Origin of the sequence: Pseudoxanthobacter soli DSM 19599 (assembly GCF_900148505.1) — a bacterium.
In the GTDB taxonomy this organism is placed as follows: Bacteria; Pseudomonadota; Alphaproteobacteria; order Rhizobiales; family Segnochrobactraceae; genus Pseudoxanthobacter; species Pseudoxanthobacter soli.
Genome location: NZ_FRXO01000006.1, coordinates 1 through 13138, shown reverse-complemented (window position 1 = coordinate 13138; position 13138 = coordinate 1). Strand labels below are relative to the sequence as shown.

Genomic DNA, 13138 nt, shown 5'->3' with positions numbered 1-13138 from the left:
ATCGGCTCCGTTGGGCAGACCGGGCCTCGTTTGAGGGCCGGACTGCCGGGTTTCTGCTGGTGTGTGTCGAGTATCCCGAGCGGCGGCCGTCGCAAGCGCGCAACGCAAGCCTACAACGCAAGCCCGCATGGCCCGTGGCCATGCGGATGTGCGGCGCGCCAGCCTCTCCGCCGGCGGACGGATCAGTAGCGGTTGTACTTGATCTCGCCCTTGGTCGGTCCGAAGAAGTCCTTCCAGTCATATTTCGGATTGGACTCGATATACTGGGCGCGGAAGGCCAGCGCGTCCTTGGGCGTGACGAGGATGGTCGGCCCGTAGAACTCGCGATGGCTGTGCGGTTCCTTGCTCGGGTCGAAGGCGCCGATCGCCGCATAATAAGCGAGCGAGAGCGCGATGCCGCCGCCCCAGTAGGGATTGGTGTAGACGGTGGCGAGCAGATCGCCGCTGAGGAGATAGTCGATCGCCTGCGCGGCGCCGTCATAGGCGACAACCGGGATCTTGCCGGCGAGGCCCTCGGCCCGCAGCGCCTCGATGGCGCCGAACGCCATGGTGTCGTTGGCGCAGAACACACCGGTGATCTCGTCGCCGTAGGTCGTGAGATAGCTCGACATGATCTCGTTGGCGCGGGTCGTGTTCCAGTCCGCGGCCTGATAGTCGAGCAGCTTGATGTCCGGGAACTTCTTCAGGGCGTTCATCATGCCCTGGTGGCGCTCGATGGCCGGGATGTTGGCCGCGATGCCGCCGAGCCCGACGATGGCGCCCTTGCCGCCCATCGCCTTGAACAGGATCGTGGCGGTCTCCTCGGCCGGCTCCAGATCAGACCACGACATGTGGCCGACCCAGCTGTTGCCGATGTCCCAGGGGTGCAGGTCGTCGGTCTTGTTCCAGATGGTGAAGATGTGGCCGTTGCCGGCCTTCACCGCTTCCACCACGGGCCGGCAGTTGGGCGAGTCGTTCGGATCGCAGGCGATGGCGCAGTTGCCGCCGGTCTTCGACACGAGCGCCTTGATGTCGGCGAGCGACTTCTCGCTCGAACCTTCGTTGATCAGGTGCACGAGGTCGCTCTTCGGCTTGCCGAGGCTTTCGACGAACGCCTCGCCGCCGGATGCGATCGAATTCCAGTAGGGGTTGGTGCGGTCGCGGTAGCTCCAGGCGAGCGTCGGATCGGAGGCCGCGAGCGCCCGACCGCCGCCGAGCAGCGGGCCGGCGGCCACGGCGCCGAGGCCGAACGCCGACGCCAGCAGGAAGTCGCGGCGACGCAGCTTCTCCTGCTCGATGAAGGTCTTGATGAACGACATGCAGCCTCCTCCCCGGTCGCGGCGCTCGTGCGCGGACCCTTGCGTTTCCTGGCGCTTCCTTGGCGGAAGTCGTCACGTTATCAACTAACCAGTTACCTAATATCGTCGGCTTTTCGCCTTGGCAAGTGGCGTTCGCGTTTTTTGGCGCGGGGGGGTTGATAGGGCGGGAGCCGTCTGGTCAAATCGCCTTGACAGAAAAGGCGTTTTTTCTGCCGGAACGACCGACTTGTAACTAACCATATAGTCGATTAGCGTGCGCCTTAACCCCGGCCGGAGCGACGATCCGGGGACTGGCTGGGCGGCCGGATGTATCCGGCGAGGCGGGAGGAATACGGCAGTGGGCATCTATTTCCGCAACAGCTACGAGCGCGGGTTCGGCACCTATCCCCTGACGGGGACAGTGCTCGCCGAGGCGATCGCAGCGGCGCTCGAGACGGGCTATCGCGCGTTCGACACCGCGCAGATGTATGAGAACGAGGCGGATGTCGGCGCGGCGCTCGCCGCCGGTCCGATTCCGCGCGACGAACTTCTGATCACCACCAAGGTGCATCCGGACAATTTCGACGAGGCGCGGTTCCTGCCGTCGGTCGAGGAGAGCCTGAAGGCGCTGCGCGTCGACCAGGTCGACGTTCTGCTGCTGCACTGGCCGGCGCTCGACGGCGTGGTACCGTCGGTGCGGCTTCTCGAACGCGCCCGGGAGGCGGGCCTGACGCGGGAGATCGGCGTCTCCAACTTCACCGCCCGGCAGATGCGCGAGGCGCGCGATGCCGTGTCGGCGCCGATCGTGACCAATCAGGTCGAGTTTCATCCCCTTCTCGACCAGAGCGTCCTCCTCGCAGCGGCGGCGGAGACCGGTATCCCGCTTTCCTCCTATTGTTCGGTCGCGCGCGGCGAGGTGTTCAAATATCCGCTGTTCGGCGAGATCGGTGCGGCCTACGGCAAAACGGCCGCGCAGGTGGTGCTGCGCTGGATCCTGCAGAAGGGCGTCAGCCTCAACACCATGTCGACCAAACCGGCCAACATCGCCGCCAATTTCGACGTGATGGACTTCACCCTGTCCTCGATCGACATGGCCGCGATCGACCGGTTGCAGGCGACGGGCTACCGCATCGTCGACCGCTCGCTGGTGCCGTGGGCGCCGGAGTGGGATTGAGCGGGACGCTTCCCGCCATACCCTCTGCCTCCGCCTGCGGGCACGCACCGTTACGGACGCGGTCCCAGAGACCGATCCGCTTCACAGAACGAGATCATCGAGAGATCCGGGAGAGAAACAATGAAGCCAGATGAGCGCCGGCCCTTCGGCCGCAGCGGGTTGCCGGTGACGGCCTTCGCCTTCGGCACCGCGCCGGTCGGCAACATCTTCCGCCCCGTGCCGGAGCGCGAATCCGAGGCGATGTTCGACGCCGCCTGGGATGCCGGGGTGCGCCACTACGACACCGCGCCGATGTACGGCCATGGGCTCGCCGAATACCGAACCGGCTACAGCCTGCGCTGGAAGGAGCGCGATTCCTTCGTGCTCTCGACCAAGGTCGGCCGCCGGCTCGCGCCCGCCCCGCGCGCCAGCATCGATTTTACGCCATGGGCGAACGCCGCGCCGTTCAATCTCGTGTTCGACTACAGCTACGACGGCACCATGCGCGCCTTCGAGGATTCGCTGCAGCGCCTCGGGCTGGAGCGGATCGACATCTGCTACATCCACGACATCGACGTGTTCACCCGCGGCGCCGACCAGCCGGAGGTCTTCCGGCAGGCGATGGACGGGTCGTGGCGCGCGCTGGAATCGCTGCGCAGCCAGGGTGTCGTCAAAGCGATCGGCGTCGGCGTCAACGAATGGGAAGTCTGCTACGAGGCGCTGAAGCAACGCGATTTCGACTGCTTCCTGCTCGCCGGCCGCTACACCCTGCTCGAACAGGACGCGCTCGACCACTTCCTGCCGCTCTGTGTCGAGCGCGGCGCGGCGGTCGCCGTCGGCGGCGGCTTCAATTCCGGCATTCTGGCGACCGGCGCGCGCCCGGGCGCCAAATACAACTACGCCCCCGCGCCGCAGCCGATCCTCGACAAGGTCGCGAAGATCGAGGCGGTGTGTCGCGAGCACGGCGTGCCGCTCGCCGCCGCCGCGCTGCAGTTCGTCGTCGCGCACCCCGCGGTGCCCTGCTTCGTTGCCGGAACGCGCACGGTCGAGCAGCTGCAGCAGAACCTCGCCTGGTTCAGCCACCCGATTCCGCCGGCATTCTGGCAGCAGCTGAAGCACGAGGGCCTGCTGCGCGAGGATGCGCCCACGCCGGCATGACGAGGCCGCTCGCCTCCCGTCGAACCGCGCGGCCGGCAGGCGGCCGCGCCTTTACTCCGGACGGACGGAAAGCGCCCGTCCGGTCTGGAGCAGCAGCGCGATGAGTTCCTTCGTGCGCGCTTCGGGCGTCTCCTTCGGAACGACGAAGCAGATGGTCGCCTCCACCTTTCCGCTCGCGCCGTAGATCGGCGCCGCGATGCACATGGTGAAGGCATCGATCAGTCCGACCGTGGTGCAGTAGCCGTTCCGGCGCGCCTCGGCGACGGAGGACAGGAATTCCTCCGTCTCCACCTCGCGGCCGTCCGGCAGCACCCGGTCCTCGTCGCGGATCAGCGTGCGGATCTCGTCGGCGTCGAGATGGGCCAGCAGCAGGCGGCCCGAGGCCGTCCACGGAATCGGAATCTGCAGCCCGATCGCCGAGCTGATGCGGAACGTGCGGTCGCCCTGGCACATGTGGATGATGGTGTAGCGCCCGTTCTGCAGCATGCAGAGCTCGGCCGTCTCCCCGGTCTCGCGCGACAGGCGGTCGACCGCCTCGCGGCCGCGGCGCACCAGCTCGTTCTCCCGCATGTAGTGCGAGCCGTAGAGATAGATCGTCTTGCCGAAGAAGACGCGGCCCTCGTCGTCGACGATCTCCAGAAGACCGCCCTCCACCAGCGCGTTCACCAGATTGTAGATGGTGGAACGGGGCGCATTCAGGCCCTTCGCGAGCGCGCCGATGCGGATCGGCTGGCGGTGGTGGTGCAGATATTCGAACAACTGCAGGACGCGGTCTATGCCGCGCTCGCGCTCACCGGCTTTGGCAGGTGGCGTGCCGGCGGCGTCCTTCGTCATCACTTTCGTCAACGGAATGGTCCCCCGCACCTTGCGAGCCGGTGAATCGGTGCTATCATCTGTCCAACACAAGAAACGAATGTCTCATATAATAGACACTTGTGGGTTTGGATAGCGCTAATTCACGGCGCGGTCCTTCCGGTCGGGAAACAGCCGGTCAACGGGAACGGTTACCAGCACGGGGAACGTCATGGACGAGATCACGGACGAGATTTCCAAAGGCGAGCGAATGAAGGACGGGCGTTCGGATGCGGCGCTCGCCAAGCGGCGCGACTTCCTGAAGTTCGGCGCTGCCGGCCTCGCGACGGCCGGCCTCGTGGCCGGTGCGGCGACGACGCTCACGCCGCAGGAGGCCAAGGCCCAGGCGGCGAGCGACAGCCTGCTGCACACGGTGCTCGACCGCGGCAAGCTTCTCGTCGGCACCGGCAGCACCAATGCGCCGTGGCACTTCGAGAACGAGGCGGGCCAGCTCGTCGGCATGGACATCACCATGGGGCGCATCCTGGCCAAGGGGCTGTTCGACGACGAGAACAAGGTCGAATTCGTCCTCCAGGATCCGGCCCAGCGTATTCCGAACGTCGTGACCGGAAAAGTCGATATTTCGATCCAGTTCATGACGATCACCGCCCAGCGGGCGCAGCTCATCAACTTCTCCCGCCCCTATTATGTCGAGGGCGTCGCGCTGCTGACGCGGCCGGATGCGGAGAACCGCACCTTCGACAAACTGCTCGCCGGCGGCTCGTCGACCCGGGTCTCGATCCTGCAGAACGTCGACGCCGAGCAGTCGGTCCACACCGTGCTGCCCCAGGCCGAGGTGATGCAGCTCGATACCCAGGCGAACGTGCTCCAGGCGCTCGATTCCAAGCGCGTGGACGCGGCGGCGGTCGACCTGTCCACCGTGCGCTGGCTCGCCTCGCGCAATCCGGACCGCTATTTCGACGCGGGCAAGAGCTGGTACAGCATGCTCTACGGTGCGGCGCTGCGTCAGGACGATCTCGACTGGCTGCAGTTCGTCAACACCACCTTCATGGTGGCGATGTTCGGTCACGAGACCGGGCTCTACGACAAGGCCTTCAAGGACTATTTCGGCCTGGACGCGCCCGTCCGGAAGCCGGGCTTCCCGACCATCTGATCCGCCGGTCTCGGCGCCCTGCCCTGCCGCAACGGCCGCCTTGCCGGCGCCCGTTGTGGCTCCCCGCGGATGGAGGGCGGTCTGCCTTCCGTCCGTTCCGGCGGCTTGCCCGGCTGATGGACGGACTTGATGTATCGCCTTAATTTCACGCTGATCTGGCGTCACTTCGACCGCCTGTGGGACGGCCTCCTGCTCAGCCTGGAGCTCGCCGTGCTCGCGATCGCCATCGGCGTCGTGATCGGCCTCACGCTCGCGGTCTGGTATGTTTCCGGCGGACGCGCGGTCAGAACCGCGATCTCGGCCTATGTCGAGTTCATCCGCAACGTGCCGTTGATCCTGCTCGTCTACCTCGTGTTCTATGGCCTGCCGACCGTGGTCGACATCCGCTACAGCGCGACGACGTCGTTCGTCGCGACGCTCGCGGTCTATGCCGGCGCCCACCTCGTGGAGGTGTTCCGGGCCGGGCTCGATGCCGTCCCCCGGGGGCAGCTCGACGCGGCCAAGGCGATCGGGCTCACGCCATGGCAACGGCTCGTCGATGTCCGGCTGCCGACGATGTTCCGCATATCCCTGCCCTCTCTTTCGAACACGTTCATCTCGCTGTTCAAGGACACGTCCGTCGCGTCCGTCATCTCCGTGCCGGAACTTACTTTCGGGGCGCAGTGGATTAACCTTAACACTTTCAGAATCGTCGAGGTCTACCTCGTGACGGCCGGGATGTATCTCGTCACGGGCTACGTTCTTCTGTTCGGCCTGCGGCTTCTCGAGCGGCACTTCAAGGTGGAGCGCTGACATGATCGATGCGATCGTCTACGCCGCGCCGTTCCTGGTCCAGGGCTTCCTGGTCACGCTCTATGTCTCGCTGGTGGTCGTCGTGGTGTCGCTGGCGCTCGGGCTGGTGCTCGGCATCGGCCTCGTCTACGGGCCGTGGCCGGTGCGCTGGGCGGTGCGGATCATGAGCGACACCATCCGGGGCATCCCGGTGCTGGTGCTGATCTTCTTCGTCTATTACGGCCTGCCGGCGCTGCACATCAACCTGCCGGCGCTGACGGCGGCCATCATCGCGCTCGTGCTGTTCAAGGTGGCGCAGGTGGTGGAGAACGTCCGCGGCGCGGTGCGTTCGATCCCGCGCGGTCAGGACGAGGCGGCCAAGGCCATCGGCCTCACCTTCGTCGACCGTCTGCGATATGTGATCCTGCCCCAGGCGGTGCGGCGGTTCCTGCCGCCGTGGATCAACGGCGTGACCGATGCCGTCAAGGGCAGCGCGCTGATCTCCCTGCTCGGCGTCACCGACCTGATGCACGCCATCAACCAGGTGATCGGTCGGACCTACGAGGCGCTGCCGCTCTATGTGTTCGGGGCGCTGATCTATTTCGTCGTCAACTATTCCCTGTCGCTGGCGAGCCGCCGCCTCGAAGCGCATTTCTCCTATGTCCGGGAGTGAGACCGCAATGTCCGTGTCCGTCACCGAGGCCGGTCCGCCGCCTTTGCTCGCCATCCGGGGACTGTCGAAGTCGTTCGGTTCCCACCATGTCCTGCGTTCGGTCGATCTCGACGTGAGCCGGGGCGAGGTTGTCACCGTCATCGGGCCGTCCGGCTCGGGCAAGACCACGCTGCTGCGCTGCGTCAACTTCCTGGAGACCTACGACGGCGGCTCGATCCGCATCGACGGCGCCGAGGTCGGCTTCTCCGACGGAGAGGGGCGGCGGCGGCGCGGCGAGCGCGACCTTGCCCGCATGCGCGCCGAGACCGGCATGGTGTTCCAGCAGTTCAACCTGTTCCCGCACCTGACGGCGGCCGAGAACGTGATGCTGGGCCTGCGGCGGGTGCGCGGCAAGGGCAAGGCCGAGGCCCGCTCTATCGCCGAGCACTGGCTCGGCCGCGTCGGCCTCGGCCACAAGGCCGACAGTCTGCCCGGCGAGCTTTCCGGCGGCCAGCAGCAGCGCGTCGGCATCGCCCGCGCGGTGGCGATGGACCCGAAGATCCTGCTGCTCGACGAAATCACCTCCGCGCTAGACCCCGAACTCGTCGGCGAGGTGCTCGACGTGGTGCGCAGCCTCGCGGGTGACGGCATGACCATGCTGATGGTCACCCACGAGATCGCCTTCGCTCGCGACGCCAGCCATCGCATCGTGTTCATGGCCGATGGCGCTGTCGCGGCCGAGGGTCCGCCCGCCGAACTGGTGGCGAACACCGCCGGCAACGAGCGCCTCGGCGCCTTTCTGGCGCGCTTCCGCGCCAGCCACATCTGACGCCCGACCGGACTCCTCCCGGTCGGGCGGAATGCCCTTCGCCTCCATAATATTGTTATATATCAATAGTTTATGCGCAATCTCTCGTCCTGATCGCTGCGATCCGTGCGGGGTGCGTGCAAGGCCCGGCCTCCCCCGTGAGATGAGTCGGGCGATGGCCTCCTCGCGTCGACGTGCAGAACGGAGCTTTATCCGATGTCCCCTTATGACCGGCTCGCCGCGATCGGCCTCGCCTTGCCGTCTCCGCCGGAACCGATCGGCAATTTCATGACGCACGTGCGCTGCGGACCGCTGATGTTCCTGTCCGGCCAGGGCCCGCGCGAGCACGACGGCTTCATGCACACCGGCAAGGTGGGCATCGACGTCGCGACCGAGGCGGCCTACGCCCATGCCAGACTGACGGGGCTCAACCTTCTCGCGGTGATGCACGACGCGCTCGGCGATCTCACCCGCGTGCGCCGCATCGTCAAGCTGCTCGGCTTCGTCAACGCGGCCGCCGATTTCGGCGCCCATCCGGCCGTCGTCAACGGCTGCTCGGACCTCTTCATCGACGTCTTCGGCGAGCGCGGGCGTCATGCCCGCTCCGCCATCGGCGTCGGCTCGCTGCCCGGCAATATCAGCGTCGAGATCGAGGCCGTCATCGAAGTCGACGACTGATCCGCCGCAACGCCTCCCCTGCCCTCTTTCGCGTCCTCAGGAACAACCGTGATGTCTCATCCCGACCGCTCCAACCTTCCGATCCGCGAACGCCTCGGTCTTCGCCCGATCATCAACGTGTCCGGCACCATGACGGCGCTCGGCGCGTCCATCATCGTGCCGGAGGCCATCCAGGCGATGGCGGAGATGGCGCCGCAATGGGTCGAGATGGACGACCTGCAGCGCAAGGCCTCCGCCACCATCGCGCGGCTGACCGGTGCCGAGGCCGGTTTCGTCACCGCGTCCTGCGCCAGCGGCATCGCGATGGCGATCGCCGGCGCGATGACCGGAACCCGCCTGCTCGCCATCGAGCGGCTGCCGGACGACACCACGGGCCTCAAGAACGAGGTGATCATCCAGCTCGGCCACATCGTGAACTACGGCGCGGCCGTCGATCAGTCGATCCGGCTCGCCGGTGCCAAGGTCATTCCCGCCGGCACCGTCAGTGTCGCCCAGTCCTATCACGTCGACGAGGCGATCACGCCCGCGACAGCCGCCGTGCTCTATGTCGTCGCCCACCACACGGTGCAGTACGGGATGCTGTCGCTGGAGGAGGTCTGCGAGATCGCCCACGCCAAGGGCGTTCCCGTCATCGTCGACGCGGCATCGGAATACGATCTGCGCGGCTTCCTCGCCCGCGGCGCCGACATCGTCATCTATAGCGGTCACAAGTTCCTGAGCGGGCCGACCAGCGGCCTCGTCGCCGGCCGGAAGGATCTGGTCCGTGCCGCCTATCTCCAGAATCGCGGCATCGGACGCGGCATGAAGGTGGGTAAGGAGACGGTGGCGGGCGTGATGGCGGCCCTCGACGTGTGGGAGCGCCGCGACCATGCCGGCATCCGCGCGCGCGAGACCGCCGCGCTGCACCTCTGGCTCAAGGCGCTCGAAGGGCTGCCGGGGATCGAAGCCCACATCATTCCCGACCCGACCGACAATCCCCTCGACCGCATCGAGGTGAACGTGCTGCCGGAAAGCGGCTTCAGCGCCGCGGGGCTGGCGGCGACGCTGGCGGCTGGCTCGCCGCCCATCATCGTGCGCAATCACGAGGTCGAGCGGGGACACTTCTTCCTCGACCCCTGCAATCTGCATCCCGGTGAGGCGGAGATCGTCGCAAAAGCGCTGCGCGACGTTCTGACGAGCAAAGACCGCCCGGAAGGTGCGATGCAGCCGGCGCGCAAGCCTGTGAGCGGAGCGCTGCGCTGGCCCGACTGAGCGCCAGACGTTTTCGGAAAAGGGGCCTCTTCCTTGCGGCGTCGGTGCCGGCGGGGAAGGGGCCTTTTTTATGCCCGCTCGGTGGGGGCGAGCCTGCGCCGCGATCTGTCCTGCCGCGCCGGGGCGTGGCGCTAGCCTCCGCGGATCTCGTCCGCTAAGATCCGATGCGAGGCCTTTGAGTGATTCGCCCGCCTGCCGTTCTCAGCTGAGAACAAGACAGCGCCGCAGCCGGAACGTTACCGGCCGTGCCCGGATCTCGGGATTCGCACAGCCGCGGGCATCGTTCAGCTTTCATTAACGCATAATCGCTTGACCGACTCAGGCATTGGCCTGAATTTACGCTGAGAAAGCGAAATTCCGGCGTCGAGCGTTAATATGCATCCGATGGAAATCGACGCGCCTCGGCGCGAGGCTCAAGGTGGCGAGGGTCCGGGCGGCGAGGCTCCGGGCAGCGAGACCCGGCGCGGAAAGTCGTTGACGCGGCTGATCGAAGCCGATGCCGAGATTCTGAGCGCGCAGCTCAAGGAACTGCGCGCCCGGGCGTTCCCGCCGACCTCCGCGAAGGAACTGCGGAAGTTCACCTCCGGCGAAGCCGCAAAGCTGATCGGGGTGTCCGACGCCTATATCCGCCATCTCTCGCTGGCCGGCGAGGCGCCCGAGGCGGAGAAGACGAGCCGCGGCCGGCGGCTGTTCTCCCTCGACCAGATCCATGAACTCCGCCGCACGCTGGCGCGCTCCAAGCCGGCCTATTCGCCGGTGCGCCGGGCGGGCGAGCATCTCCAGGTCATCGCGGTCACCAACTTCAAGGGCGGATCCGGCAAGACCACGACGGCCGCGCACGTCGCGCAATATTTCGCGCTCCGCGGCTATCGCACCCTCGCCATAGACCTCGATCCCCAGGCGTCGCTTTCGGCCCTGTTCGGTCTCCAGCCCGAATTCGATCTCGAAGAGAACGAGACGCTCTACGGCGCGATCCGCTACGACGAGGCCCGCCGTCCGCTGTCGGAGGTGATCCGCAGCACCTATTTCCCGGGGCTCGACATCGTGCCGGGGAATCTGGAGCTGCAGGACTTCGAGCACGATACGCCGCGCGTGCTCGCCCAGAGCGCCAGCGCGTCCGACCGCATGTTCTTCTCTCGCGTCGCCACGGCGCTGCAGACGGTCGAAGCGGACTATGACGTCGTCATCCTCGATTGCCCGCCGTCGCTCGGCTTCCTGACGCTTTCGGCGCTCTGCGCCGCGCGCAGCGTGCTCGTCACCGTGCATCCGCAGATGCTCGACGTGGCGTCGATGAGCCAGTTCCTGCATATGACGGCGGATCTGCTCGACGTGGTCGAGCAGGCGGGCGGCGACGCCGATTACGACTTCTTCCGCTATGTCATCACCCGCTTCGAGCCGACGGACGGCCCGCAGGCCCAGATCGTGGGGCTGATGCGCAGCCTGTTCGGGTCCCGCGTCCTGACGACGCCGATGCTGAAATCGACCGCGATCTCCGACGCCGGTCTCACCAAGCAGACGCTCTACGAGATCGCGCGCGAGAATTTCATCCGCGCGACCTACGACAGGGCGATCGAATCCCTCGACGGCCTGAACGGTGAGATCGAGGCCCTGGTCCGGGAAGCCTGGGGGAGGGCGGGATGAGCAAGAGACGCGACGCGCTGCGCGCGATGATGGCCCCCATCGTGATGCCTCCGGCCGAAGACAAGACGGGCGGGGCAGGGGAGGGGGCTTCCGCAACGTCCGGTCCGGCCGGTGTTGCCCAACCCGGTGTTGCGCAGGCCACGCCCGCGTCCGCCACGCCCGCGTCCGCCAGGTCCGCGCCGGCGAAGTCCGGTTCGCTGAAGGCGATGGGCCTTTCGCTGCAAGGGCTGACGCAGGAAGTGGACGAGGCCCGTGCCCTGCGGGCGCAACTCGCAGCCGGCGGGCAGGTGATCGATCTCGATCCCGGCGTGGTCGATCCCTCGTTCATTCGCGACCGCATCGCCGACGAGCGCGGCGACGATGACGAACTGCAGGCGAGCATCGCCGAGCACGGCCAGCTGGTGCCGATTCTCGTGCGTCCGCACCCCGCCGAGGCGGGGCGCTATCAGGTCGCCTACGGTCACCGGCGTCTGGAGGCGGTGCGCCGTCTCGGCCGGCCGGTCAGGGCCGTGGTGCGTTCCCTCAGCGACGAGGAGCTGGCGGTCGCCCAGGGCAAGGAAAATATCGAGCGCCGTGACCTGTCCTTCATCGAGCGGGCGCTGTTCGCGGCACGCCTCGAAGATCGCGGCTTCTCGCGGACGGCGCTGATGGCGGCGCTCGGCCAGCACAAGGGCAATCTCTCCACCATGATCGCGGTGGCCCGCTCGGTGCCGGAGCCGCTGATTCTGGCGATCGGGCCCGCGCCCAAGGTCGGCCGGCCGCGCTGGGAGGAACTGGCGGGAAAGGTGCGCGACAGCGCCGATGCGTGGCGCTCCGTCATCGCGTCGGACGGTTTCGTCGGGCTCGACAGCGACGCCCGTTTCCTGCGTCTCCTGAAGGCGCTGACGCCGAAGGCGCCGAAATCCGCGCCGGCGCGTGTCGTCACCGACGATCGCGGCCGCCGGCTCGCCCAGGTGGAGGAAGGCCGTGCCGGCCTGCGCCTGACCCTCGATCCCCAGGCTGCCCCCGATTTCGGCGCCTATCTGGTCGAGAATCTGCCCGAGATCTATGCCGCGTTCTTGCGCCGGCAGGATGTGTGAACCCGCGTAACCCGCAACCGAACAAGGAGAGACGCGGCAAAGAAAAAGGCCCCCGAAACGTTCCCGTCCCGGAAGCCCTCTTCACGTTTGGCGACTGACAGAGAATCACTTCCGCGAATCGCAGTCAAGGCCCGTTGGGCACTGCGCCGTTTAGGCGAGCCGATTTCTTTTGCCTGGCGATAGGTGAAAGAGATGGAGAGGCATATTGCGACGACGCCGTTCGGGCGGCGGTCGCTGACGCTCGCCCATGTGGCAGCGCAGATGGCCGCGCGCGAACGCGCCCCGGACCTCGCGGTCAACAAGTGGAAGGTGTTCGACACCGTGCGTGTCGCCCGCCATCGCATCGGCGTGTCCGACAGGGCCCTCAGCGTCCTCAACGCCCTGCTCAGCTTCTTTCCGGAGGCCGAACTCTCAGGCGACGCGCTCGTCGTGTTCCCCTCGAACCGCGAGCTCATCCTGCGTGCCAACGGCATGGCGCCGGCAACGCTGCGCCGGCACCTGGCCCAGCTGGTCGATTGCGGCCTCGTCATCCGCCGCGACAGCCCAAACGGCAAGCGTTACGCCCGCAAGGCCGCCGGCGGCGCCATCGCCGAGGCCTTCGGCTTCGATCTCGCCCCCCTCGTCGTGAGGGCAGGGGAGTTCGCCGGGTGGGCCGCCGAGGTCCGCGCCCACGAACAGGCCGTCAGGCGCCAGCGCGAGCGCGT

General features: G+C 67.0%; 13 protein-coding genes. 11 read left to right on the top strand and 2 right to left on the bottom strand.

Annotation, left to right across the window (positions count from 1 at the left end):
• Nucleotides 1–182: 182 nt before the first annotated feature.
• Nucleotides 183–1298: a sugar ABC transporter substrate-binding protein gene (locus BUF17_RS14905; RefSeq protein ID WP_073630111.1), complete on the bottom strand. Its 1116-nt coding sequence runs from the start codon at nucleotides 1296–1298 to the stop codon at nucleotides 183–185.
• Nucleotides 1299–1635: 337 nt separating this feature from the next.
• Between BUF17_RS14905 and BUF17_RS14900 the strand changes: the two genes are divergently transcribed.
• Together BUF17_RS14900 and BUF17_RS14895 are read left to right on the top strand one after the other, a co-directional pair.
• Entirely contained in the window at nucleotides 1636–2451 is an 816-nt protein-coding gene (locus tag BUF17_RS14900; protein WP_073630109.1) for an aldo/keto reductase, read from the top strand.
• A 120-nt stretch (nucleotides 2452–2571) separates the two neighbouring features.
• On the top strand, nucleotides 2572–3588 hold the full coding sequence (locus BUF17_RS14895) for an aldo/keto reductase (RefSeq protein WP_073630107.1): 1017 nt from the start codon (nucleotides 2572–2574) through the stop codon (nucleotides 3586–3588).
• Between the two features lie 51 nt (nucleotides 3589–3639).
• On the opposite strand, the gene BUF17_RS14890 is transcribed toward BUF17_RS14895, so the two are convergent.
• Nucleotides 3640–4422, bottom strand: a complete 783-nt coding sequence (locus BUF17_RS14890; protein WP_073630105.1) for an IclR family transcriptional regulator — start codon at nucleotides 4420–4422, stop codon at nucleotides 3640–3642.
• Between the two features lie 229 nt (nucleotides 4423–4651).
• Here BUF17_RS14890 and BUF17_RS14885 point away from each other — a divergent pair, with 229 nt between their 5' ends.
• The 9 genes from BUF17_RS14885 to repC all read left to right on the top strand — a co-directional run.
• Nucleotides 4652–5554, top strand: coding sequence for a transporter substrate-binding domain-containing protein (locus tag BUF17_RS14885; RefSeq protein WP_073630611.1), 903 nt, complete (start codon nucleotides 4652–4654; stop codon nucleotides 5552–5554).
• Between the two features lie 126 nt (nucleotides 5555–5680).
• Complete coding sequence (locus tag BUF17_RS14880) at nucleotides 5681–6346, top strand: ABC transporter permease subunit (protein WP_073630103.1); 666 nt, start codon at nucleotides 5681–5683, stop codon at nucleotides 6344–6346.
• Between the two features lies 1 nt (nucleotide 6347).
• Nucleotides 6348–6998, top strand: a complete 651-nt coding sequence (locus BUF17_RS14875; RefSeq protein ID WP_073630101.1) for an amino acid ABC transporter permease — start codon at nucleotides 6348–6350, stop codon at nucleotides 6996–6998.
• Between the two features lie 7 nt (nucleotides 6999–7005).
• Complete coding sequence (locus BUF17_RS14870) at nucleotides 7006–7806, top strand: amino acid ABC transporter ATP-binding protein (RefSeq protein WP_073630099.1); 801 nt, start codon at nucleotides 7006–7008, stop codon at nucleotides 7804–7806.
• A gap of 195 nt (nucleotides 7807–8001) precedes the next feature.
• Nucleotides 8002–8463 carry a RidA family protein gene (locus BUF17_RS14865; protein ID WP_073630097.1) on the top strand — a complete coding sequence of 154 codons (462 nt, stop codon included), beginning with the start codon at nucleotides 8002–8004 and terminating at the stop codon, nucleotides 8461–8463.
• Between the two features lie 51 nt (nucleotides 8464–8514).
• On the top strand, nucleotides 8515–9714 hold the full coding sequence (locus BUF17_RS14860; protein ID WP_073630095.1) for an aminotransferase class V-fold PLP-dependent enzyme: 1200 nt from the start codon (nucleotides 8515–8517) through the stop codon (nucleotides 9712–9714).
• A 384-nt stretch (nucleotides 9715–10098) separates the two neighbouring features.
• Nucleotides 10099–11355, top strand: a complete 1257-nt coding sequence (gene repA / locus BUF17_RS14855) for a plasmid partitioning protein RepA (RefSeq protein ID WP_084564785.1) — start codon at nucleotides 10099–10101, stop codon at nucleotides 11353–11355.
• Nucleotides 11352–12434, top strand: a complete 1083-nt coding sequence (repB, locus tag BUF17_RS14850) for a plasmid partitioning protein RepB (protein WP_073630093.1) — start codon at nucleotides 11352–11354, stop codon at nucleotides 12432–12434. Before repA ends, repB begins: the two co-directional genes overlap by 4 nt.
• A 192-nt stretch (nucleotides 12435–12626) precedes the next feature.
• On the top strand, nucleotides 12627–13138 hold a 512-nt coding region (gene repC / locus BUF17_RS14845; protein WP_280163246.1), incomplete at its 3' end, for a plasmid replication protein RepC.

Coding starts and splice junctions, on each gene's coding strand:
- BUF17_RS14905 (WP_073630111.1), bottom strand. CDS start 1,298: ATGTCGTTCATCAAGACCTTCATCGAGCAGGAGAAGCTGCGTCGCCGC.
- BUF17_RS14895 (WP_073630107.1), top strand. CDS start 2,572: ATGAAGCCAGATGAGCGCCGGCCCTTCGGCCGCAGCGGGTTGCCGGTG.
- BUF17_RS14890 (WP_073630105.1), bottom strand. CDS start 4,422: ATGACGAAGGACGCCGCCGGCACGCCACCTGCCAAAGCCGGTGAGCGC.
- BUF17_RS14885 (WP_073630611.1), top strand. CDS start 4,652: ATGAAGGACGGGCGTTCGGATGCGGCGCTCGCCAAGCGGCGCGACTTC.
- BUF17_RS14875 (WP_073630101.1), top strand. CDS start 6,348: ATGATCGATGCGATCGTCTACGCCGCGCCGTTCCTGGTCCAGGGCTTC.
- BUF17_RS14870 (WP_073630099.1), top strand. CDS start 7,006: ATGTCCGTGTCCGTCACCGAGGCCGGTCCGCCGCCTTTGCTCGCCATC.
- BUF17_RS14865 (WP_073630097.1), top strand. CDS start 8,002: ATGTCCCCTTATGACCGGCTCGCCGCGATCGGCCTCGCCTTGCCGTCT.
- BUF17_RS14860 (WP_073630095.1), top strand. CDS start 8,515: ATGTCTCATCCCGACCGCTCCAACCTTCCGATCCGCGAACGCCTCGGT.
- repA (WP_084564785.1), top strand. CDS start 10,099: ATGGAAATCGACGCGCCTCGGCGCGAGGCTCAAGGTGGCGAGGGTCCG.
- repB (WP_073630093.1), top strand. CDS start 11,352: ATGAGCAAGAGACGCGACGCGCTGCGCGCGATGATGGCCCCCATCGTG.